Source organism: Mucilaginibacter lappiensis (assembly GCF_050433765.1).
In the GTDB taxonomy this organism is placed as follows: Bacteria; Bacteroidota; Bacteroidia; order Sphingobacteriales; family Sphingobacteriaceae; genus Mucilaginibacter; species Mucilaginibacter lappiensis_A.
The window spans coordinates 164,411-189,098 of the sequence record NZ_JBNPWP010000004.1; the positions used below are offsets into that span (position 1 = coordinate 164,411).

The 24,688-nt window shown below is 41.2% G+C and carries 13 protein-coding genes; 1 reads left to right on the plus strand and 12 read right to left on the minus strand.

All coding sequences use genetic code 11. From position 1 onward, the window contains the following. Positions 1-42: 42 nt before the first annotated feature. The 7 genes from M2273_RS13955 to M2273_RS13985 all read right to left on the minus strand — a co-directional run bounded on the left by M2273_RS13955 (position 43) and on the right by M2273_RS13985 (position 12,569). Positions 43-1,269 carry an exo-beta-N-acetylmuramidase NamZ family protein gene (locus M2273_RS13955; protein WP_429397791.1) on the minus strand — a complete coding sequence of 409 codons (1,227 nt, stop codon included), beginning with the start codon at positions 1,267-1,269 and terminating at the stop codon, positions 43-45. A 19-nt stretch (positions 1,270-1,288) separates the two neighbouring features. Then, the gene (locus tag M2273_RS13960; RefSeq protein WP_429397793.1) at positions 1,289-2,137 is read right to left on the minus strand and encodes a phosphodiester glycosidase family protein; all 849 of its coding nucleotides are present in this window, start codon (positions 2,135-2,137) and stop codon (positions 1,289-1,291) included. Between the two features lie 267 nt (positions 2,138-2,404). Further along, complete coding sequence (locus M2273_RS13965; RefSeq protein WP_429397795.1) at positions 2,405-3,148, minus strand: DeoR/GlpR family DNA-binding transcription regulator; 744 nt, start codon at positions 3,146-3,148, stop codon at positions 2,405-2,407. 203 nt (positions 3,149-3,351) lie between these two features. Further along, the gene (locus M2273_RS13970) at positions 3,352-6,210 is read right to left on the minus strand and encodes a sugar-binding domain-containing protein (RefSeq protein ID WP_429397797.1); all 2,859 of its coding nucleotides are present in this window, start codon (positions 6,208-6,210) and stop codon (positions 3,352-3,354) included. 143 nt (positions 6,211-6,353) lie between these two features. Further along, positions 6,354-7,871 carry a RagB/SusD family nutrient uptake outer membrane protein gene (locus M2273_RS13975; RefSeq protein WP_429397799.1) on the minus strand — a complete coding sequence of 506 codons (1,518 nt, stop codon included), beginning with the start codon at positions 7,869-7,871 and terminating at the stop codon, positions 6,354-6,356. 28 nt (positions 7,872-7,899) lie between these two features. Beyond that, entirely contained in the window at positions 7,900-11,205 is a 3,306-nt protein-coding gene (locus M2273_RS13980) for a TonB-dependent receptor (protein WP_429397801.1), read from the minus strand. A 215-nt stretch (positions 11,206-11,420) separates the two neighbouring features. Next, positions 11,421-12,569 carry a FecR family protein gene (locus tag M2273_RS13985; RefSeq protein WP_429397803.1) on the minus strand — a complete coding sequence of 383 codons (1,149 nt, stop codon included), beginning with the start codon at positions 12,567-12,569 and terminating at the stop codon, positions 11,421-11,423. Between the two features lie 161 nt (positions 12,570-12,730). Here M2273_RS13985 and M2273_RS13990 point away from each other — a divergent pair, with 161 nt between their 5' ends. After that, positions 12,731-13,324 carry an RNA polymerase sigma factor gene (locus tag M2273_RS13990; protein ID WP_429397805.1) on the plus strand — a complete coding sequence of 198 codons (594 nt, stop codon included), beginning with the start codon at positions 12,731-12,733 and terminating at the stop codon, positions 13,322-13,324. Positions 13,325-13,463: 139 nt separating this feature from the next. Here the strand turns inward: M2273_RS13990 and M2273_RS13995 are convergent, their stop codons facing one another. From M2273_RS13995 to M2273_RS14015, 5 genes are all read right to left on the minus strand, one after another. Continuing rightward, positions 13,464-14,501 carry a hypothetical protein gene (locus M2273_RS13995; RefSeq protein ID WP_429397807.1) on the minus strand — a complete coding sequence of 346 codons (1,038 nt, stop codon included), beginning with the start codon at positions 14,499-14,501 and terminating at the stop codon, positions 13,464-13,466. Positions 14,502-14,577: 76 nt separating this feature from the next. Next, the gene (locus M2273_RS14000) at positions 14,578-16,266 is read right to left on the minus strand and encodes a RagB/SusD family nutrient uptake outer membrane protein (RefSeq protein ID WP_429397809.1); all 1,689 of its coding nucleotides are present in this window, start codon (positions 16,264-16,266) and stop codon (positions 14,578-14,580) included. 27 nt (positions 16,267-16,293) lie between these two features. Further along, positions 16,294-19,158, minus strand: a complete 2,865-nt coding sequence (locus M2273_RS14005; RefSeq protein WP_429397811.1) for a SusC/RagA family TonB-linked outer membrane protein — start codon at positions 19,156-19,158, stop codon at positions 16,294-16,296. Positions 19,159-19,191: 33 nt separating this feature from the next. Continuing rightward, positions 19,192-21,051, minus strand: coding sequence for a RagB/SusD family nutrient uptake outer membrane protein (locus M2273_RS14010; protein WP_429397813.1), 1,860 nt, complete (start codon positions 21,049-21,051; stop codon positions 19,192-19,194). A 15-nt stretch (positions 21,052-21,066) separates the two neighbouring features. Further along, positions 21,067-24,612, minus strand: coding sequence for a TonB-dependent receptor (locus M2273_RS14015; RefSeq protein ID WP_429397815.1), 3,546 nt, complete (start codon positions 24,610-24,612; stop codon positions 21,067-21,069). Positions 24,613-24,688 lie beyond the last annotated feature (76 nt).

Genomic DNA, 24,688 nt, shown 5'->3' on the forward strand with positions numbered 1-24,688 from the left:
ATTAGTTTGATATTATATAGTATGTTGAGCGCGCTGGTATGATTAAGGATAAAGCAGATATTGTTGACGCATTTTTTTAAATTCAGATAGTTTGGGCTCCCAGCTTTTTCTTATCTCGCGTTCGGTTTTGCCGGCTATAATTTGTTCTTTTAACTCGGTTGTGCCGGCCAGCTTATCAAAATTCCCTATCTGCTTGCTTTGCTTAAAGTCAAAAAATTTGTCTTTGTATGGGTAGGCCTTATACATTTCTATTAACCAGCTTAGGTTTACGCGTTTGCTTTTGACCAATTTTTGGATATCGTAATTCCTCAGATCGAGGCCGTAACAAGCTTCATTTTGAAACAGAGGTGTTTCGCTCATGCCCTTAATGCCTATGGGCGTAAACGTGAAATCGTATTTTCCTTTCAGATCGGGATTGCCCAGTACACAGAACGGAAAATAAGTACCCCGGCCCTGGCTTATAATAGTGCCTTCAAACAGGCATAAGGAAGGATATAGTAAAATGGATTGCTGGGTGTTTAAATTAGGAGAGGGATGTACCGGGAGCGTGTAAAGCATACTGTGCTTATAATTGGCTACCGGGATAATTTTAAGCCGGCATTTTACGCCACCGGCCAGCCAGCCTTCGCCATTGATCATTCGGGCGTATTCACCTACCGTCATGCCGTGAGCAATAGGCACCGGATGAAAACCGATGCCCGATTTTAGTTTCATATCAAGCACAGGCCCATCAACCATATACCCGTTGGGGTTAGGCCTGTCAAGAATTAATAATTCTTTATCATTTTCGGCACAGGCTTCCATAACCCGGTGCAGGGTAGCCAGGTAAGTGTAATACCTTGCTCCTACGTCCTGCAGATCGTAGATCATCAGATCAATATCGGCAAGGTCCTGGGGACTTGGTTTGCCGGTTTTTCCGTATAATGACACTACCTGTATTCCGGTTTTTGGATCAACACTATCGTCAACCTTTGCACCATTACTTGCGTCGCCTCTAAAGCCATGTTCAGGTCCAAATATCTTTACTATGTTAACCCCTAAAGCTTTAAGACTGTCAACACTTGCATTATTGCCAATTCGAGATGATGGATTAACCACCATACCTATCCGTTTTCCTTTTAAATAAGGAAGGTATTTTTCGGTTTGATCAGCCCCGGTAATGATCTCTTTTTTGTGAGATGTGGGTAAAGGCGCATGACCGGGTTGATGCTGAACCCCTACCCATCCGGCCAGGATCAGCGTAAGTAAGGAAAGCATTGCTATTTTCATTTTGATATAACTTTATGTCTTAGTTTCTTTTAACCAATACCACGTTCGCTACTTTTCGCTGCCCCTTGTGATCCCACTTTCCATTATCAGAGGGATAGTTCACCACACCCTGATCTTTTACCCATAATGTTGTTGAGCCCCCACCGTCCATATTTACACCATCACGGCAATGCAGCCAGTGCAGGATCTTGCTGAGTTCAAACAGGCTCACTCCTTTTGAATTTGCATCCCTGCCATCTACCGTGATCAATAAAATCCTGTTATTATCAGTAATAGCTATAGCCGATCGCGGGTGGCGGGTGATACTAAAACTGTTTGAATCAACCTTAACCTGCAGGTCGTTATGCAACAACAGCGGACCGGTTAGCATTACATCCTGACCATCAAGCTTTTTCTCCCAATCCTGGCTGCCATCCCACTGATCAATGTGCAGCTCACCATCTTTTATAACTAAGGCTGCCTGCTGATGCCTTGCCCTGGTATTAGTTTTTTCCAGATGATTTTCGTTTATAATTTGGCCTCCTGCGCGGATAAAATCCACAGAACCGCCGTTTTTCACATCAAAAAAAGTCCCATTAATGGCAGCAAGTGCTTGATTTTGGCTACCAAAATCGCTGGTAACCCTTTTTATTTGGGCCTCATAAGCTATGCTTAGTTTATTGCTACGCCTGGTATTAACTTCCAGGATGGATATAAACTGGTTGGATTTAAATAATGAATTGCCCCTGAACCACACTTGCTTTAAATGGATGCCGGGAGCTATGCGCTTTGTTTCCCACTCGGCCCTTTTGAAATTTATAGAGTCTGTTTGTGCAAACACTACACCTGCGTTAAGCATGAATACCAGCAATAGTGTGATTAAACGCATACGGTTATTTTGAAGGCTTAGAGTAATAATTCAATCTGCTTAAAAACGCACAAACATGCAAACGCCTGAACGCCTGTGCTCAAATATATGCAATAACAAAATTAAAATATCAAACTTATGCGTTATTTAATTTAATACCGCATAAAACAGCATAAAATAACATAGCAAAATGCAGTCTTTCCCTTATGATTTTCAAAGAAAAGAGCTATTGTAACATTCTTGTTAACACAAAAAACTTAGGGAAGCAGGTTGCTGATCAGGGCAATATCAAAGGACATTTAAAACATTGGCATATGGAGATAACATGTGTTCGGCAGGGTCAATGTCGGTAATTAAATAGTTGATGGCGTTTACATTGCAAACCTTCATTTTCTCATCTGAATTAAGCTTTTCGGCAATACTTACAATAGCCGTTTTATTAGCAGATTTGATCATGGCCTTTTTAACCTGTACAACCTCCCAAACAGAATCGGTAATACCGTTCTCCAGCGAAATAGCATTGGTGCCTAAAAAACAAAGATCAACTTTAATATCAGCCAATTGATTGATCACCATTGAACCGGTAACTATATAAGAGTCATGCAATAAACTCCCTCCAAGTAATATCACCTCGCAATCTGAGTATTCAATAAGTTCCATGGCTACCACCGGACTTACTGTAAAAAAAGTACAACGCCGATCTTTAGGCACCAGCCGGGCCATTTCAATTATTGTTGTACCACCACCTAAAAGCACAATCATCCCATCATTAATAAGCGTTAGCGCTTTTTTGGCTATTTGCTTTTTAGCCTCCTGGGCATAGGTTTCTTTTATACCCGTGGTATGCGAAAATGATTTTGACATAGCTCCCCCATATACCTTCTTTATCTTCGCACTACTTGCCAGATCATTCAGATCGCGCCTGATGGTATCTTCCGATACATTTAGTTTAACACATAGGTCTGAGGATAATACCTTATTATGCAGATTTATCTGCTTCATGATAAAGTTTTGTCTTTCTTCTTTTAACATAGCCTATTAATTGGAGGAGTCAGTCGGGGTTAATTTATTGTAATTATATTAAAATGTAATGGATAACGAATATTTTGATGTAAAAGACATCCATGTATATAAAATAGTTGCATGAAACATTCCAAAGAAAAGCTGCCATAACAAATCCGGGGCATAGCCCAATGACTATACCCCGGATAAATAGGTAATACCTTGCAATTATACTATTGGTATAAAGCGTTTATTTTTTGAATATCGATCTTTTTATTTGGAGAGAATTTGTCGCCATTCATATAACTTTTAAGACTGTATAATAGCTGTCGTGCTTCGGGGCGCTTGTCCAGATCAGACTGCAGGTCGATACCCGATACGATCAGCTTACCGTTTCCGGCCTGGCACTCAAAAATTAAACCCAGAGGCCTTGCGGTAACCCAATCATCAATAACCCTTACAATTGGCTGCAAATCATTTGCCACCGAATCAAGCCGGATTGCGTTGGAATGCGACATGGCATCCCACCATTGCCAGTTACTATAGCTTTGTGTAGGAAACTCTTTTAAAGCCGGATGCTGAGGATTGCATAAAATACCTAATGTTACCGGTGGCTGGCTTTTAGTCCAGGCCGTGTTCCAGAATATACTTGAAAATCCGATAGCGATATCGCCTCCCTTATCTTTTTTAAGCTGCCCTTTTTCAAGCGTTAGCAGCACCTTTCCGCCTTTGTTTAACAATTCAATAGCTTTGTTATCAAGCGTATTAGTAACCATGATCTCCTGGCTAACCTGGGGCAAGGTAGCCGGATATACAAATATATCCCACGAGTTTTCATGACCGGCAACCGAAACTGTTAATGTAAGTTTAGCAGGCTTTGTTACCAAAGTTAAGGGTTGATTAATTACGCCCAGCTTTATTCCGTTACCAAAGGATATTTTAGTGCGCTCCAATTCGCCTTTAAATAAAACATCACCGGCGTCATTCTTTATATTCCAATTCGGTGTTACGTCTATTAACTCCCGCGGACCAAATTGTGCTATCTCAATTGGAACTGTTAACACTTCATTATTAAGATAAACCATTTTTGGCAAGCGGGCCAATGGAACAACCGCGTTGCAAAATTTGCTATATTCTTTTCCTGTGATATACCCTTTATCGCCCCAAAACGGATTAAGTACCCCTACTAAAGCTGTGCCTTGCCCCGGAAAATCATTTAAGCCCAATAATTGAAAACCACCAAAACCCGGTGTGCGTAAAGCGGCTTCTATATCGGCCTTATAACACAAAGCCTGCAGTTTTCCTGATGCAGACAAGAAGTCTTCGGCCAAATTGCCCATGCCATGCTTTACCAGTATATCCTTAAAAATCTCGAAATTCTTTGCTTTTAATACGCCATCATATTGGGCTATCTCTTTAAAATCAGGGTAAACACACCATTGGCCAATTTCATGGCTTACGGTTGGGTGCTGCCACTTTTTAATAATATCTGCCCAATCATAGCCTGCACTTGGCGCCTTGCTGTTTATGACACTTTTTAGTCCCTCTTCCCATTGCTGGATACGCGGGGCTGGGGTACTGTTATAATCACTTTCGCTAACAATGGGCCAGCCCGAGCCTGTTGTATACAACCGCCGGGGGTCTTTCTTTTTCCAATAGTTCACAAAATCTGTGAGGTATTTAACCTGATTTTTACCGGCAGGCTCATTGCCATAGTCCATCAGGCAAAAAGATGGGTGGTTCCCGTATGCTTTTACAATCCTGTTACTTTCGTCATAAATGTACTGATCCAGTGGTTTTCCATCGCCAATGGTGGCGCCCTGGTTGGCCCAAGAGGCACATTCAATCTGGAAATAAAAGCCTGAACGGTCGGCCGCTTCAAAAGCAGCATCAGGCGGGCACCAGGAATGAAAACGTAAGTGATTTAATCCGTATGATTTGCAAATATTTAAGATCCGCATCCATGATGCTATATCAGTTGGCGGGAAACCTGTTTTAGGATAAGCGGCACATTCCAGCGTTCCCCTAAGAAACGTAAGTTGACCATTAATGATAAATTGTGTGCCGCGGGTCGAAAAATCGCGCATCCCAAAAGTTACAGATCGCTCGTCCCGGCCACTTTTGTCAGTAGCCAGACTGATCTTCATTTTATAAATATCAGGCGTAAATTCGCTCCATAACAATGGGGTTTTTCCCATTGGATAGGTCATTTCGATAATTGTACTTTTTGCTATGGCAAGCTTTTTAGCTACGGTTTTTAGCCCCTGGGGAGATTTTGATGTGGCTAACAAATTCACCGTAACGTTGGCTGCCTTACCTGTGGTATTGTTGATCTGTATGCGGGCTACAACCTGTTTGTTCTTTATATCAGGGTACAGTTGCACATCGTCAATATATACAAGTGGTTTGGCCTCCAAAAACAGTTGCCCTATCATGCCATTCCAATTGCTTTGAGTGTGATCAGAAATGCTGTGCGAATTTTGCCCCACATTGAAATCCTTAACCCGGTTATCAACCCGGATAGTTATTTGGTGCTGCCCCGGTGATAATGTATTGGAGAGGTCAAAAACCTGAGCGGTTGAAAGGCTATTTTGCATTCCAATTTGTTTACCATCCACCCAAACGGTTGTTTCCCAATGGCTTCTTTCAATATATAGCTCAACGTGTTTTTTATACCACGATGCCGGCACATCAACTTTTTTTTGATACCAGGCCGCCCCTTTGTAATATTTAACCGGCTGGAGCCAGAACGGTACCTTGACGTTCCCTGGCTTGCGGTATTGTGCATACTCCGGACTACGAAACCAGGTGGAATCTTCGATGCTGCCCGTCCACGGGGTATGCACGGTAATATCATTTCCCTTGCCATTGGTAGTCATTGAACCCGGAAGAGTAACTTTATCCTTTAAGGTGTTTGCATACCACTTTTGCGTTACTCCTTCATCCAGCGAGTCGGTTTGAAACGCCCAACTACCTGAAAGATCTATCTTTTTACCTGCGCTTACCGGTGTTTTTTTTGACTGCGCATTGGCAATGGTTATACATGTAAACTGCAAAAATGCAATTAACAAAAGCGAGCTTAATTTTTTCATATAAATAGCGAAATTAGCATAGGTCAGTGATCTGTTTAAGTGCTTACAGATATTAGCCAACCGGTTAAATTAACAGGATGATCTGATTGCTGTTCGTAAAACAACAGCAATCAGATCATAAAAATGAAAAGCAATTCAGGCTTTTACCAATTGGAATTTTGTTTCATTTGTGGGTTACTGTTGATCTCATTTTGCGGGATCGGGAAATAATCATACTTGCCGGCCACAAAAAATTGCTTACCAATTTTATCACTATTGGCGATCTCCTGTGCCAGTTTACCCCAGCGTTTCAGATCATAAAAGCGTTGGTTTTCACGGGCAAATTCAATCATTCGCTGGTGCATAATCTCGGCCATCATCTGGTCAGGGCTATAGCCACCGGGTAGGTTGGCAAGTTTTGCCCTGTCCCTTATTTGTTTTACGTAAGGATATGCGTCCTGCACTTTTCCCTGCATGGTTAAAGACTCGGCCAGCAGTAATAGCACATCCGCATAGCGTAAGGCCCTTTCATTATTGCTTGAGGCATAATTAGATGCACCGCTTGATCCTGTGAGCTCGTTAACCTGGTCGTAATTCTGATATTTTTTGAACATGGAATGGTAACCAAACACCAGTGCAAAACTGCTAAACGGTTTCCTGTAAAAAGTAGCTCCGGGGTAATCCCAAATTAAGGTAGCATACATCCTGGGATCAAAATCATTGGCGGTTGTTTTTTCCTTCTTAAACTCGTTAAAAAGTTTATCTGTAGGGCTCACCTCAAACCATCCGCTTACTTCAGATGGTGCAAACTCTTGCGCTGTAGTAACTCCTAAAGCCTGATTCGCGTTTTCACCTGCCCACGGATTGGTTCCGCCAACATCTGCCAGCTGAATTTCAAAAACAGATTCCTGGTTGTTCTTTTTAGCGGCGACAAAATTATCACCATAATCAGGCATCAACTGGTATGACATGGTTGTTACCTGTTTTAATGCCGTTTCGGCATTGGCCCAGGCTTTGGTGTAAACATATGCCTTACCCAGATAGGCCAAAGCCGCACCTTTAGTTGCCCTGCCAATCCATTGGGAAGGATAAGAGGCCGGCAGATCGGCGCCAGCCGCGGTAAAATCTGAAATTACCTGTTTCCAAACATCAGCCTCTGGAGATTTGGCTGTAAAATATTCCTGAGTAGTTGCCGGAACAGTAACGATCAAAGGAGCATCTCCAAAGTTTATGGCCAAAATAAAATAGTTTAAGCCTCTTAAAAACTTCGCTTCGGCTATATAGGCCTTTTTAACAGTGGCATCTAAAGTAACTTTATCAATATTAGCTAAGATTTGATTAGTCCTGAAAATAGCACGGTACGATGTATTCCACAGGTCATTGGCAGGCCCATTATCGGGTGTATTGGTAAATGTCGACAGTTTGTACAGGTCGGCCACATCGTTCCTGATAAAAAAGTCATCGCCACGACCATTACCCAGCTCAATACCCCTTACACCATAAAAACCGCCGTTTACATCCCTCAGTAAGCCATAAGTAGCAGCAAAGGCGCTTTGTACATCGGTTTCGGTTTTCCAGAAAGTTTCTGTTGTTATTTGATTGGGATTTTGAAGTTCTAATGTGCTTTTTTTACAGCTGCAAACTATAGCAGCTATACAAAATATGATTATTAAATTTTTCATAATTTAAATTTTAATAGCGCTTTGTTAATTACAAGGTTAATTGAATACCAAGTGAGATGGTTCTGGCCAGCGGATAAGCCACATGCCCAAAATCTACACCCCGGTCAAGAATACTCAGTTGAGCATTCGTTGCTCTGCCCAAATCAGGGTTAAAACCAGTATAGTTTGTTATTGTAAAAAGGTTATCAGCACTTGCATAAACACGTAAAGAAGTTATCTTTATTTTTTTTGCCAATGCATTATTTAAAGTGTACCCAATTTGCAAGGTCTTCATCCTTAAATAAGAACCATCTTCCAGAAAACGGGTAGATGTACGGTTATTAAAGTTTGGATCGCTGGTAACCGCTCTTGGCACATTGGAGTGATTGGTAGGTGTCCAGGCGTTAAGCATTGATTTGGAGTAATTAAAATCCAGGTTTGTACTTTCCAGATCCTGCCTTAAGCCATTGTAGATCTTATTACCCTGAGAACCCTGAAAGAACATATTGATATCAAAGTTATACATGGATGCATTTATGCCAAAGCCATACTCAAAATTGGGGAACGGACTACCCGCGTTAACTTTATCGTTATCGTTTATTTGTCCATCATTATTGGTATCCTGGAATTTAACATCACCTGGGGCGGCATTTGGTTGTATCAGCTTGCCATCTTTAGAATAGGCATCAACTTCGGCCTGTGAATTAAATATGCCTATATTCTTTATCAGGTAAAAAGAGCCTATGGAGCCACCGGCTTCGGTTAGGGTGCTTGACGCCCCATGGTGGGTAGGCTGCCCGCCAAAAATTTGCTGTGAGCCCGTGCCAAGTGCTATTACTTTATTTTTCACCGCGCTTATTGTACCAAAAATGCCATAGTTTAATTTGCCTATATGATCATTAAAATTAACACCAACCTCAATACCTTTGTTACGCAGATCGCCTGCATTTACTACCGGGTTTGTTATTGCTCCGGCCGAACCGGGTATAGGAACGTTTAACAGCAGATCGGAGGTTTTTTTAATAAAATAATCGGCGGTTACATTCAGTTTATCATTAAAAAAACCTACATCCACACCAATATTTGAAGTTTTAGTACTTTCCCATTTAATATTGGGAGAAGCAAACGCTGTTTGAATGGCTCCGAACCATTTTTGCTGATCGGCACCAACAACATAATTTATATTTGAGGCGATGGCGGCACTGTACTGATAATCCAAAATTTCCTGGTTACCCAGCACACCATAACTCGCCCTAAGTTTTAAAGTTGAAAATGTATTTTTTAAAGATTCAAAAAAGCGCTCATTTGAAATATTCCATCCCAACGCGATAGAAGGATAGTCGCCATAACGATGAGTACTACCAAACCTTGACGAACCATCATGCCTGAAACTGGCTGTTAAAAGGTACCGGTTATCATATGAATAAATAAGCCTTGCAAATTCCGATACCAGGTTACTTTCTGTACGTCTGCCCGCATTAGTGGCAATACCAGCACCTGCATCTATCTGGTCAATTCCGTCGGGCAGATCTGTACGGCCTGTAGCAATGTAATTATATTTTGTACTTTGATAGGCATAGCCAGCTAATGCCTGTAAGCTATGTTTACCAAAATGCTTATCATAGTTCAGGGTGTTTTCTAACAGCACCATTACGGTTTGATCCTTATTCAAATTAATATCATTGGTTGGGTGAGAGAACAGCGTGCCTACGTTATATCTTTTAGCATAATCGTAATTACTGGTAAAGCTGTTGGTATAACCCAGGTTAAGCTTGTAATTTAAACCAGGCAAAAGGTTTACCTGCGCATAGGCATTAGCCAGTATGCTGGTAAGCTCACGGTTAATATTTTCCAGATTTAACTGGGCTACCGGGTTGGCAACATTAACCACAGGACCATAAGCCCCCGCAAAACCACCAACAGCTGTTGGGTCATAAATATTAAAAACAGGGATCATTTTTGCTGCCGAACCTACCGGATTACCTCCCTGACCGCCCCAGCCACCGGCCATGGTAATAAATTTTTCTCTTGACAACAATACTGTTTCGCCAAACTTCAATCGCCCTTTTGTAGTTTCTGTTTTTACCCGTAAGTTATAACGCTTATAACCGGTTATATCCACAATTCCCTGCTGATCATTATAACCACCTGAAACGCTGTATTTGGTAAATTCACCTCCTCCGCTAACGAGCATATTATACTGCTGAACAGGGGCTGTTCTGTATATGGCATCCTGCCAATCGGTACCGGCGCCTAAAGTTTGCGGATTTTTGGCAATATCAAGCCGTGGTAAGCCCGCATTATCATGAGCCGCGTTACTAACATTTGCCCATTCCTGCGCATTTAAAACGTCAACTTCTTTAGCTACTTTTTGCTGACCATAATTTGCAGTAAACTGTACTACAGGTGCACCATTTTTGCCGGCTTTAGTGGTAACCAATACCACGCCGTTTGCCGCCCTTGAACCGTATATAGCCGCGGCAGAAGCGTCTTTTAGTACATCGATTGATTCAATATCAACCTGGTTCAGATAGTTGATACTGGCCGTTGGCACACCATCAACAATATATAATGGATCTCCTTTTCCTAAAGTACCAACACCCCTGATCATAATCCTGGTTCCGGCTCCCGGATCGCCACCGGTAGACTCTATGGTAACTCCCGGCATTTTACCTTGTAATGACCGGGTAATATCGCTTACACCCTGGGCCTTTATATCTGAGCCTTTAACCGAAGCGGTAGCACCGGTAAGGTCAGACCGCTTAACAGTTCCGTAGCCAATAACAACTACTTCATTTAAAGCAGTTTGTGCTTCCTTTAAAACAATATTAATTTCGGCACGGCCATTAATGGCAACTTCCTGTTTGGTAAATCCTAAAAAGGTAAATTCCAAAACCCCGCTGGCATTATCAACGGTTAGGGCATATTTACCGCTACCATCGGTAATTATGCCATTAGTTGTGCCCTTTACCTTTACGCTTACACCCGGCAGGGGCTGTCCCCTTTCATCAGTTACTTTACCTGTAACTTTCACAGCTTGCCTGGGGCTGTTATCTGCCTGGGTCTTTCGCCTTAAAACAACCGTGTTTTGAACAACAGTATAGGTTATAGGCTGACCGGCGAAGCATTTTTCAAGAACCTCTAAAAACGGTTCATTACTTACCGAAAGGTTAACCTGCTTAGTTTCATTAAGCATCTGCGTTTTATACAGAAAATGGTATCCCGTTTGTTGTCTTAATTGTTCAATAACCTCCTTTAGCGAGGCATTTTTTAAATTTAAGCTTACAGTTTGGGCATAAGAGGTGGCATTCACCTGCATAATAGTGGTAATTAATAAAATTAACACAAGTTTCATCACCCTAAGTATTTTAATTGACACACAGGAAATCCTCCTGCATGGAAATGCAATATTATCTTTATACATTTGAAAAAGGTTTAATTAAAATTGGTTGTAGAAGCAATTGATTGTTACCCTTTTAACTGCTTAACAAAGCAGACTGACTAACCGGGAGCGCTGCAATCGCTCCTGGTTTTTACGGTAACTTATTTTATAATTATATATAAGTAAGTTTATGGCATTACCGTAATCCTCCTTCCTTCCATTTTAAAGTGAACTGTACCTGTTAACTCCAATAATTTTAATACTTCTGTAACACTGCCAAAGCGCGATGCTGTGCCGCCAAAGTCCCTTTCGTCAACTTTTCCCTCATAAACAACTTCCACATCATACCAGCGCGAAATTTTTTTCATGATACTTTGGATGTTTTCATTGTTAAACACAAAATATCCATTTTTCCACGCTACTGCATCCTCAGTATTAACCGGGCGAATATTAAACATTTGTTGCTGACCCAGCGTAGCTTGTTGCCCCGGCTTTAAATATGCCTGCTGATTACCGGTCTTTAATTTTACCGACCCTTCCAAAAGAGTGGTTTTTATAGCATTTTCGTCGTTATATGCATTTACATTGAAGTGGGTTCCCAATACCTCAATGTTCATATTATTAACAGCAACCTTAAAAGGTTTATCCTTATTTTTTGCGACTTCAAAATATGCTTCGCCTGATAGTTCTACATTTCTTTCGTTGCCGGTGAAAATTGCAGGGAACTTTAATGAGGATGCGGCATTGAGCCATACTTTTGTCCCGTCAGATAATACTACCTGGTACTGACCTCCCCTTGGTGTGGTAATGGTATTATATAATACTGCAGCTTTTTTAGTTTTAGCTCCATTTATGTCATAAACTAATTTCCCATCCCCTAATTTACCCACTGATACTCCACCTTGTTTAGAGAGTGTTCCATTTTTTGAGTCATTAAGATCAATGTTTGAGCCATCAGAAAGTGTTAAAGTTGCTTTATTAAAGCCAGGTACCACCGGACCTTTACCGGCTGATGACGGATTTTTAACCAGTTTATCAGGTGATAGCTGGGCTTTCTGCTCCAGCATCAGTACCAAACCGATAGTGAAAATAGCAATTGCCGCAGCCGCCGCGATCCAATAATTTTTAAAGGTTTTTTTTCCGGGAGGTGTAATGCCGGTATTTAATTTGCTTAATATTTCCTGCTTAACTTCTTGTTTATCACCCATCTCCGCACTCCATGGCAGATCTCTCAACTGAAAGCCATCCCGATACGCTTCCAGCTGCTTTATTTCATCTGGTGTACAATTACCGGATATATATTTCTCGTATAAATCGATAAAATCTTGTTGGGTCATGGAAAGAATATAATCTGGTTGTTTAGGTGTAGAGACTTTTTGTGACCTCAACACACATAAAATAAAAAAAAATAATTTCCAGATGGTGCGCGGGTAAAATATTAATTGTAACAATTACACTTCATTACAGATAAAATCCCTAATTTTATTTAACCAATTATATGCTTTTGAATAAATACTCTGATTCTGAATTGTGGGAGGCGATAATGCTTAACGATACAAAAGCTTTTGAAACGCTTTTTGAACGTTATTGGAGCATTATATATGGCACTGCTTTTTCGTATTTAAAGGATAAGGAAGCTAGTACCGAAATTGTACAGGATATATTTTTAAATATCTGGCAAAAAAGGAACGAGTTTAAAATCACCAGCTTTAAAAATTACCTCACATCAGCAGCAAGGTATCATGTTTATAAACAATTAAAAGCAAAAAGATCATCTGCTATTTTATATATAGAAGATTATGATCGTTTTTCAACCCATTACCAGGATATTAATCAGGGCGATGAAAACATCACTTACCTGGAATTAGAGCATTCCGTTGAAACATCATTGAATAATTTGCCCAAGCGTTGCCGTGAAATTTTTAAACTAAGCCGCATGGATAATTTAACCAATGACGAAATAGCCCAACAACTCGGAATATCAAAACGTACGGTAGAGAATCAAATTACACATGCGCTTAAATTCCTCAGATCTTTATTAAAGAATACTGCTATTATAATATTTGTGATAACACAACTCTTGTTTCCCTGAGTTGTGGCATACCAATGCTGCTTAAAGATTAAAAATATTGACACTAAAAAGCGCCCCGTATCTCACCCCGGGACGCTTCACAGTATTAATTATACTATTCAACTACATCTCAAACTAAAGATCTTTAGTTGGTATAACCTTAATTTACCCTCCTGAAATCAATATTAGTAAGTTTTATACCTCCATTGCCCAGGTTACTACCGCCCGACTTAATAACAAGCCATACAGTACCGGCGGCAGGAAATGTAACAACATTACCGCTTCCCGCACATTTCACGGCCGACAATAAGCCGTTAAAAGGTGTTTTTCCGCAACCGGTCCAGGTATTTAAGGCCATACGTATACCGCCATTACTATAATCACTACCCTGTGTTGGCGCCAAAGTACCTATGTAAACTTCAAACCAGGTATCTGTTGCCCCCTGTCCCTGCACATTAAAGTCTATTTTATATTGTTTATTAGCCCTTACCACCAATGGCTGATAAACGCCCTGATGACCTCCGTTACCGCCTGATGCAAGTATGCTTCCATCGTCATTAACTTTAAAGGTTACATTATCATTAGCGGCAATCTTCAAAACCTGCCACTTTGCTTTGTCAACCATGTTGGTTTTAGGAGTAACAGCATCCAGTAACTGATCAACATCAAAATAAATGATCTGCCTATTCATGTTTGTATTCACTTCCTGTTTTGATGAATTAGCAATTTTGATACCTAAAGCAGCTATTTTACCGCCATATTTACTCATGGCGTCGATCTTTATTTTAGGGATGATGTTACCCTTCATGATGTTATTATCAAGAGCAACCGAATCTTTTGCCGCAAGTGTATAGTCGGCAGGATCTAAAACTATGGTATTAACCGGTAAGGCTCCTGATGTTATTAAACCTGCAATAGCAGTATTATCTACACTTACATCTACGGTTAAAGGATCAAAACCAGATTCGCCACCCCGGTAAACCGGAACAGAAAAATTAGCCGTATGGGCTATACTATCTACCACCAGCTTATTATCGGCAAGGGCATCTACAAGCCCATTTGGTTTTTCGGACTGGGGTAAATAAACCTTTACTGCCGGGCTTGATTTAACTCCTTCCAGATATTCCTGCTTACAGGATACTATTGCCAGCAATAAACAAGCAGACAATTTCAATATTGATGATGCATGAATTTTCATAAAATATTTTCTATATTAATAATTTAAATCATGATGGATCATCACACCTTTTACAGGTGCGATGATCCATTTATTATTACCAACCCGGGTTTTGCGCCCAATGAGTTTTTGCTATTTCACTTTGTGGAATTGGATACCAGTTCATCCTATCCTCAAACACCCTGTTTTCCAATTGCTTAACACCATAGGTATAAGACCCGCCTGTATTGGTGATGCTTATACGGTTTACAGGAGTTTTAAAATATACCCCGCCTTTTTTCCATCGGCGAACATCCCAAAAACGCTGATCTTCAAAACTCATTTCTACATTGCGCTCATGCTCAATAGTCTGCTGATTTAAGGCAGTTAGGGCCGGCATTTTAACACGCAGCCTTACTTTATTTATAGCTTGCAAAGCTGTCATTCCATATCCTTGCGGATCGGCATCAGCACCATACGCGTTAAACATGGCTTCGGCATAATCCAGCAGAATTTCGCCGTATCTGAAATAACTCCATGCATGATTCGCCGTAGTATTATTTACAAGATCAATAGATTGGTTAACCCATTTTGACAGGTAATAGCCTGTTTTAGTGGCATTTTGTTTTGGCAAGCCGCTGTTGCCGCCTGTAAATGTTTCAATAACTGTTGATTTAAAGGTTGCGCCGTTATATACTACGGTAGCTGCAAAACGCGGATCGCGGTTCTGGTAAGGGTTTGCCGAATGGGCTGGGTTGTTCCAGTCAAACGGAACCGATCCTGTAATATTACCACCCCCATCTTTTTGAAGTACTTCAAAACTATTTACCAAATTCTCGGTTGGTGAATAACTATTACCAAAACTGCTTGGAAATACAATAGGGAAATTGTTAAACTCCAGGGTATTTACAGCGCCATAACGACGATAGAAAATAAACTCAGGCGATGTAGTATTATTAGCTCCAAATAAATTTGAATAATTAGCATCCAGAGAATATAAGTGCAAAGCAATTACATCATTTAAAGCAGCCGCGGCCTGTGCCCAGGTTACTGTAGAGCCATTATCCTTATAAAGCGGGCTTGCTCCGTACAATAGAGTTTTTGCCTTTAAAGCCCTTATGGCGCCTTGTGTAACCCTGCCCGCGTCATACCAAGTGTAAGGCGTAAGACTTGCAGGGATTATAGCAGCGGCTTTATCACACAACGAAACTATATACTTTAAACATTCATCTAATGTTTTTCTTTGTACAGTTTTCCAGGTGTTAGGGTCATTGTAGTCAAGCGGCTCTTCAAAAATAGGTACTCCACCATACCGTTTAACCAGTTCAAAGTAAAAGAATGCCTTTAAAAAAAGCGTTTCGCCCTGCATAAACTTCACATTGTCGCGGGCGTTAAAATAGGTTGTTGAGTCTGACGAGGTGATCTTATCCTTGATATATGAAATATCAACCTTATCTTTATTTTTCAGGTAAAGATTAGCCTGCCGTATCCCGGCAAAATTAGTGGCCCATGCACTATCAGGATTATTATACTGATTCCATGTTCCGTTGTTAAAGGTTTGCGATTTGTCAAGCGCATAGGTAACTTCCGCGTTATCAGTAGCAGCCTCCATATCAAGATAGTTGAATCCGTTTGGAAGATAGCTGTAGGTATTCCAAACCTGCTGCTGCACATAGGTATAGTTGCTGTAAAGCTTGTCAACAGTAACACCAGCTTGTAAAGTTTGCACGTCCAGGTAATCACGTTTACAGGAGTAAAGCAGCGTACCCAGAACTATCAATGTTGTTATATATCGATTTTTTTTCATTTCCTTGTAATTACAAATGGTTTATTACTACAATTTAACTTTCAATCCAAAACTTACAGCTTTCATTAATGGATATCCCATTGAAAGTCGTTCGGCCTCCAGGTCGTCAATTTTGTCCCAGGTAAACAGGTTGGTTCCATTTACAAAGATCCTGATGGCATCAAGCTTCTTTAAAAATCCTTTTTGAGGCAAAGTATAGCCCAGTTCAACACTGCGCAGCTTTAAGAAATCGCCATTACGCATCCAAAAGTCAGAAACCTGGTCATTATTAGCGTTGCTTTGTGTAGAAAGACGCGGAGTAGTAGCCGTACCTGCCGTTTGTGGTGTCCAGCTGTTGGCCGAAAATGCAGTGATGTTATTGTTGTTTACAAATGGATGGGTATAATAATAAGCATCATCGAGCAGGCTTACGGTGCGATGTAGTACACCTTCCAGATAAGCATCAAAATCAAAACCTTTGAATTTAAAACCTAAGTTAAACCCTAAAGTAATTTGGGGCAGTTTAGCATAGTTTAATGGTACTTTATCATAACCATTAATAATGCCATTGCCATCCTGATCGGCAAATTTTAAATCGCCGGGTTTAACATTGGTATATGATGATGATACTACTCCCGCTTTTAAATTACCATTGGCATCAAAATCTGATTGCTGATAAAACCCTTTGTAAACCAGTCCCCGCATTTGGCCAAGCTGGTAACCTTGTGTATACAAATAATTATAAGGTTCGGGGCTTTCTGATCTTTTTGTAATTTTATTACGGGCAAAAGCTGCTGAACCTCCAAAATAGTATTCAAAAGAATTGATCTTGTCTTTAAAATTAAGTGAGGCTTCAAATCCTTTATTACTTACTTCTCCGGTATTTGCATATTGTAAAGAGAACCCTGTATAATCGGGCACATCAGCTGATGGGATCTCCAGGATACCGGTACGTTTTTCGCTAAATACATCTACAGTTGCCGAAAGCTTTTTCCATAGTTTGAGGTCAATGCCAACATTCAAAGTGGTTTTCTTTTCCCAGGCGACATCCGGGTTGGTAATTCGCCCTTCGGTTCTGCCTGGTTGGGTTGTATTAGCAGTTCCTGTTATCCATCCGGGGGCGCTTATTGCAAATTGCTGATATAAAAAACGGTAAGCTTCGTTAATATTGCCTGTAGTACCATATGATGCTCTCACTTTCAGGAAACTGATTACTGAATTGTCTTTAAGAAAATCTTCCTGGGAAGCTATCCATCCTAATCCCGCTGCCGGGAAAAAACCATACCGATGTCCAGGCGCAAAATCAGCAGAGCCGTTATACGCGGCAGTCAGATCAATAATATATTTTTTATCATAATCATAGGTAACATCACCCGAAAGGCCTTGTGTACGAACTGCGTAAGTTATGCCGTTGTGGCTGTAACCTTGCCTGCGCGCCATTACCATACCGGTAAAAGTATGCTTGCCGAAGCTGCGATCATAATCAAACCCAACTTGTACCGCGGTCCTGTTCCAGAGCGCGCCACCACCATCAGGGTTCGACTGACTGATACTACCTATTGTTTTGTAAACAACATTCCCGTTTGCGTCACGCACGGGCATATCATTAGCGTCCTTCGATATCTCATAAGAAAGCACAGAGAAAAGCTTTTGATAAGTACCTACATACTGGTTACTAAATGATACTGCACCTCTTAAGTCTAATCCTTTTGTTAAGGCATCTAACTTTTGTGTAAAGCCAAAGTTTGTTTGCAGTGTTCTGGTATGCGAGCTATATACTCCATTTTGTTGTAAAAGCTGCACCGGATTATAACCATTAGGGCCGTAAATAGAACTATTACCCCAGGTACCATTAGGGTTTTTTACAGGAAAGGCCGCGGCCGGAATTTCCAGCAGGGCATTAAATACATCAAATGCGGCAAAGCCCGAAGGGGTGTTTCTATCCTCCGTTATGCCGCTGATATTGGCCACCACTGCCAGGTTTTTATTCAATTGCAGTTCAATATTGGCCCTAAGGTTTAATTTGGTGTATTTGGCATTTGTACCAAAATCCTTATCAATTATATCAGCGTTTTTATATAAACCTTCAAAGTTAGTGTAGTTCATTAACACGAAATACTTAGCAGTCTTGTTTCCGCCGCGAAAGGAGAAGTTATAATCCTGAATAGTCGAAGTTTTTTTAAGCAGCTCATCATACCAGTTTACGTTGGGGTGAAACGGATCATTTGCTGCTTTATATAACTCGGGATTAGGGTACTTGATAGGCAGGCCATCATTTTGCAATGCCTGGTTATAAGCTGTTGTATAACCGTAAGCATCCATCAACTTAGGCAGATCAATAGCGCTTAGTATCCCATATTTTCCGTTAACGGTTATTTGGGTTTTTGGCATAACCTCGCCCCGCTTCGTTCTGATGCTTAATACACCAGCACCACCCTGTAAGCCATATACCGCCAAAGCGGCTGCATCTTTTAGCAGTGTTACTGACTCTATTTCATATGCCGAAAGACCGCTTATGGCTCCCAGATCAACCTGAAAACCATCCAGGTATATCAACACCTGGTTCCCTGCTATGTTCCAGCTGCTTTGCCCCCTCATATAGAGTGTAGGGTTATCGTATCCGGGCTCGCCCGAACCGGTTACTACGGTTAAACCGGGAATGCGGCCCTGCAATGTATTTAATAAATTTCCCGACGTCATACGTGTTAAATCCTCACCCGAAAGTGTAAAGACAGCACCCGTATTTCTCCAGGATTTTTCAGATCGCAATCCACCATCAACCATACTATTAGCATTGATATTGCCTGTTTTAATGGAATCTGCTGAAATAACATTCGTAGTTTGCGCATTAGCGACAGAGAAACTACAGAACGAAAAAATCCACGCAAAAAGGGTTATATATTCTTTTTTCATTTTTTCTCATTAATTATTAATGTGTAAAGCTGATTACCATCCTGGGTTTTGCCCATCCCAATTCTTAGTACCCAAATACCTCAAACTTATTTCGGTGCTCGGGAATGGAACGTAATAGTATTTTGCAGGGAATATCCTGGTAACAAATGGCACTACCTGCCAGGTCCGTTTTAATTGGCCGCCAACATTCCTGGCGGTGGTTTGAATACCGTGTAAGGTTGTATTTAACACAGTTTTGGCTTTTAACCAGCGGTTGAGGTCATTATACCGTTGCCCTTCATATGCAAATTCAATGGTACGTTCGTTTTGCACGGCCTCCCTGAATGAATTAGCATCGGCAGGGTGTTTTTCAGGCATTCCGGCTCTTTTCCTGATCAGGTTAAGATAGCTGGTTGCATCACCACCCGGGCCCTGAAATTCATTGATCGCTTCGGCATAATCCAGATAAAACTCGGCAAGGCGAAATACGGGCCAGGCAAAATGATTATCGGTCATGTTATCAACCCGGGCAACAAATTTGTAAGTTTCTGCGGCATAACCATCAACACCCGCGTCGCTGCTGGCCAAATTACCATCGGTGCTGTAGTCACCTTTTTTATAGTACGCCAAAGTACCCCGTTGGCTGCTGTAGTACATACCATCATAAGCAATGGTTTGATAAAACCGCGGGTCGAGATTGAGCGCCTTAATATCTACCGGCAAGTCATTTCCGGTGGCAGGCAAGGTCCATTTGGTACCATCCTTTTTTTCATATTGCTGCATAAACTCAATGGGTACATTATTTTTTACCCCCCACTGCGCCAAACGCAACTTTGAGGATAAGTACTGGCCCCATGCCGAGCCATCTCCCCAGCCACCACCGGCTCCGGGTACCTGGTTTGATGTATTAACCAATATCAATTCCGGGTTGGCAAATACATTCCATACCGATTCATAATCGCCCAGGGTTGCATAAGTTTCGCCTGTGGTTTCGGGTTTTCCGGTGTTATAGAGTGATACTCCTGCTCCGCCTGCATTATCTATTACATCTTTCGCGGCTTTGGCAGCTTTGTTCCAGCGTTCAGGATCATAGTTGGTATAAGCCAATACCGTATCGCGGCTATCGCCAAAGCGGGCTCCTGCAACATCAGATTTCATATTACCCGGCGTATTATACAGCGGACTTGCCGCATATAATAATATCCTGGCTTTTAAAGCTAAGGCGGCTAATTTTGTAATTCGGCCATAATCTGAACTTGGGCGTGTGGCGGGCAACATAGTGGCAGCCAGATCGCACCATTTAACAACACTATCAACTACCGATTGTACAGAGCTGCGTGGTATATTTATTTTGCCGGTTCCATCCAAAGGCGCATTTACAATAGGAACACCTCCATAATACCTGAATAGTTCATAGTGCTGCATGGCCCTGCAAAACAAGGCCTGTCCTTTTACATCGGTTTTCCAGCTATTATCGGCATCAGCTACCTGATTTATATTTTTTAATACCAGGTTAGCCTGTCTGATACCTTTGTAGTGCCAGTAAAATCCGGCTCCATTATCGGCTCCAAAACCATAATCGCAATTTGCATCCGCGCTCATGTTCCCGGTTATGTATGAGCCGGTACCGATGGTATTTGAAGCCCAGTCATAAGCCGGGTGTATAATATAAAGCTGGTCTGTAATTGCTTCGGGCCGGCAGCCATCATAAGTTTCAGGAAAATATCCCCTGATACATAGCATATACATTTGCGCCACAGCATATTGGGCCTGGTTCTTGGTATCAAAAATAGTATCAACGGTTACAGACCCTCCTTTAGGCTTTTCAAGAAAACTCTTTTTACAGCTTGTTGAAAGTATACCGCCCATGACACACATAAAAAGCAGTATGATTATATTTGTTCTTTTCATCATTTAGCTATTAATTGATTAAAAATTAACATTTACGCCCACGTTATAAGTGCGGGTAAGCGGATAACCGATATAACCCAAATTCTCAGGATCGCCCCAGATCTTATTAGGTGACCATGTGTACAGGTTATATCCGTTCACATAAAAACGGGCAGATTTGATCCCTACTTTCTTTAAAAAGCTTGGTTTAAGCGTATAACCTATTTCAGCATTTTTTAACCGTACGTAAGCTGTACTTTTAAGGAAGAAGGTATTATAAGCAGCAGCCTGGTTATATGCGGCTATCGGGAAATCTATCCTTTCTCCGTTATCATAGCGCTCCTGGGTAAAGCGGTTCTCATCTACATCAAAAAGCGACTGCTGTTTGTTAAAGTGTAGCTCCTGCATAGCGTACTTAGCAACCCCGCTAACACCCTGTAGTAAAGCAGAAAAGTCAAACCCTTTGAAGTTAAAGCCAAACGAAAAACCATAGCTAAGTTCTGGCAGATCAGTTTTTCCGGTTCTTACATAATCTTTCTCGTTGATAATCCCGTCGCCATTAACGTCAACTAAACGTACTTCACCGGGTTGTAAAGGTGCTCCTGAATAGCCAAGGTCTTTTTGATAAACAGGGGCTCCTGAAGCATTTACATAAGGCTTTCCGCTTTTATCCAATGCTCTTACCGGGCTGGATAAAACAGGGTTTCCGTTAGCGTCCATGGCATATAACTGCGACCAGGAGGTGTAAAGCCCATTAGCCTGCAAATACGATCCCTGATTAATAGGGCGCCCGGTAGCTGCCTGATATTCTAAGCCCGGAGCAATGGCCTCATCTTTAAAAATAATTTTGTTTTTATTGGTTGATGCATTTCCTTTTACCCACCAGGTAAATTTGCCAGGCGTACTGTTGTAGCTAATTTCGATCTCATTACCCCAGTTTCTAACTTCGCCAAGGTTGTAAGGAGGCAGGGTAGCCTGCACAATACCAGGAACACTTCCCTTGTACGAAAGAATATTTTTACGATGCTCGTTATAATGATCATAGGTAACAGATAGGTGCTCATTAAAAAAATGGGCCTCTAAACCTATGTTTGATTTAGTAGCGGTTTCCCAGGTTACATCCGGGTTTCCTAACACATTTTCATATGCTCCCTTTATGGTGTTACGGTCATTCAGCGTACCAAAGGTGTATCCCCCACCGTTATTGTAACCTTGTCCGTATTGCCAGGTATCAGGTAAATATAAATAACGGGCAAGCTTTGGAGGATTACTGCCCGGGATGTATATACCATCGTTCCCTACTTTACCTAAACTCCCTCTTACTTTAAAGTAGGTTACATAATCATTTTTAGGGAAGAACGACTCATTACTTGCTATCCAGCCTAATGAATAAGCGGGAAGAAAGCCAAATCTTTTACCTTCTGGAAAGTTTTCAGATCCATTATAACCCATGTCATATTCGGCTAAATACCGGTTATCATAACCATAGGTTACCCTGCCTGCCGCGCCCTCATAAGCATGAGGAAGGTCGGGTACATAGGTAGGATCGTATCTTTTTTCGGCATTGGCCAGTATAAGGCCGGTAACAACATGTTTTTTGGCAAAAGTATGGTTGTAATTTATAGAGAACTCACCATATACCTTACGCCATTTTTCGGTATAATAATCAGTTGACCGCGACGGCGCCACATCGTTGGTTATCTGAACCAGGATAGGATTTAAAAGATCTCCGTTAGGATTTGGCCTTACGCCATATAGTAATGGTGTATATTTTCCGTATGAGCGATCCTGGAAATAGCTGTCATAAGCTCCCCTGGCGTTTACCGATAAACCTTCGGTAATAAAATCAAGCTTATGTGTTAACCTGATGGAAGAGTTTAAAGTACTATTAGTATTAATATTATAATTATTACTATTGGCTATGGCATACAAAGGATTTAGCTGGTCATTCTGATTGCTAAATGGCACTACAAATTTACCATCTATTATGCCCGGAGAGCCCAGTGGTGAAGACCATAGAATACGTTTTTCCCAGGTATAGCCATCGTTATCCATACCGGTTATGGTTACATACTGTGTAGCAATATCAACCGATACCCTGAAATTCTTGTTCACATCAAAATCAAGGTTTCCACGCAGGTTATAGCGTTTCTTTTTGAATTGCATATCATCGCCAAACGGCATGTAATCAGTATTAAATAAACCGCCCTGGCTTAAGTAACCTAAGGAAACAAAATATTTAACTGATTCTGTACCGCCGGTAATATTGGCGTTATATTGGGTTTGCGGAGCAAACTTATTAAAGATCTGTTTTTTCCAATCCTGATCAGGGTGACCATAAGGATCATAATAAGGATTCGCTTTACCATTAACTAAAGGCGTGCGTGCGTTTTGATAATATTTCAGATCCTGGGGAGAGTAGTAAATAGTTGCTTCCTTTACCCAATTCGCGTCGCGTTTTTGAGCAAAATCAGCCCAGGTATTAATATCAGCATCTTTAGCATGTTGTATCCAATAGTTTTCATAACTCTGCTCATTTAATAAGGAGGCATACTGATAGGAGTTAACAAAGTCGGGCATGCTCGAAAACTGTGATATTGCGGTTTGGGCTGTCGCGCTAACCTTTGGGGCTCCTTCTTTACCACGTTTAGTAGTGATCAGGATTACACCGTTGGCACCACGAACCCCATATACCGCTGTGGCCGAGGCATCTTTCAGGATACTTATGGATGCAACTTCATTGGGGTCAATATCATTATAGCTGTCCCTGGCTACTCCATCAACCATAATTAAGGGAGCGGTTACGCCGGTATAAGTTCCAACACCCCTTACGTACAGGGTTGAGTTGTCATCGCCCGGCTTTCCTGAATTTTGGATAGCCGTTAAACCAGATAAACGACCGGCCAGGGCATTACTTAAGTTGGCCACTGGTGATTGCACCAGCTCACTTGTGCCAATGGTTGATATGGCCCCGGTAACCGTTTCTTTCTTTTGGGTACCATAACCAACCACAATAACCTCGTTAAGTCCTTGCGAACTATCTTCAAGAAATACATTTAACTCTGCCTTGCCATTGAGTGGAACCTCTTTGGTAACAAAGCCAATAAAGGAAAAAACAAGTGTGGCATTATCATCAGCAACATTGATAACGTAATACCCATTATTGTCGGTTATTACAGCGGCCTTTGTACCTTTTTCTTTGATGGTCACTCCGGGTAAGGGCAAGCCTTTACTGTCTGTAACTTTCCCGATGATTTTTTTGGGGATGTTTAATTTATTGTCAGGGCTTATTGCCTTTTTACTAATGAGTATAGTTTTATCCTCAATTACATAAGTCAATAACTGATTTTTAAAACATATGTCCAATGCTTGTTTTAAGGTAACATTTTTAAGGTCGAGGTTTACCGGTCTGGCAATTTTCAGGTCATCTGAATTATACAAAAAATCATAACCTGTTTGATTTTGTATTTGCTCAAATACTTCCTTTAAATTACCTTTTTCGACTTTTAATGTAACCTTTTGTGCATAAGTTGCCGCCGTTACCTGTAAAAAGGTTGCCGTTAGCAAAATAAGGGTTAGTTTCATGATAAGCACTGGTTTATATAGGCGCCCACGTTGTTTGCCGCAAGTAAATGCAGTAAAATTTTTATACATTTGAATG

Coding starts and splice junctions, on each gene's coding strand:
- M2273_RS13955 (WP_429397791.1), bottom strand. CDS start 1,269: ATGAAAATAGCAATGCTTTCCTTACTTACGCTGATCCTGGCCGGATGG.
- M2273_RS13960 (WP_429397793.1), bottom strand. CDS start 2,137: ATGCGTTTAATCACACTATTGCTGGTATTCATGCTTAACGCAGGTGTA.
- M2273_RS13965 (WP_429397795.1), bottom strand. CDS start 3,148: ATGTTAAAAGAAGAAAGACAAAACTTTATCATGAAGCAGATAAATCTG.
- M2273_RS13970 (WP_429397797.1), bottom strand. CDS start 6,210: ATGAAAAAATTAAGCTCGCTTTTGTTAATTGCATTTTTGCAGTTTACA.
- M2273_RS13975 (WP_429397799.1), bottom strand. CDS start 7,871: ATGAAAAATTTAATAATCATATTTTGTATAGCTGCTATAGTTTGCAGC.
- M2273_RS13980 (WP_429397801.1), bottom strand. CDS start 11,205: ATGAAACTTGTGTTAATTTTATTAATTACCACTATTATGCAGGTGAAT.
- M2273_RS13985 (WP_429397803.1), bottom strand. CDS start 12,569: ATGACCCAACAAGATTTTATCGATTTATACGAGAAATATATATCCGGT.
- M2273_RS13990 (WP_429397805.1), top strand. CDS start 12,731: ATGCTTTTGAATAAATACTCTGATTCTGAATTGTGGGAGGCGATAATG.
- M2273_RS13995 (WP_429397807.1), bottom strand. CDS start 14,501: ATGAAAATTCATGCATCATCAATATTGAAATTGTCTGCTTGTTTATTG.
- M2273_RS14000 (WP_429397809.1), bottom strand. CDS start 16,266: ATGAAAAAAAATCGATATATAACAACATTGATAGTTCTGGGTACGCTG.
- M2273_RS14005 (WP_429397811.1), bottom strand. CDS start 19,158: ATGAAAAAAGAATATATAACCCTTTTTGCGTGGATTTTTTCGTTCTGT.
- M2273_RS14010 (WP_429397813.1), bottom strand. CDS start 21,051: ATGATGAAAAGAACAAATATAATCATACTGCTTTTTATGTGTGTCATG.
- M2273_RS14015 (WP_429397815.1), bottom strand. CDS start 24,612: ATGAAACTAACCCTTATTTTGCTAACGGCAACCTTTTTACAGGTAACG.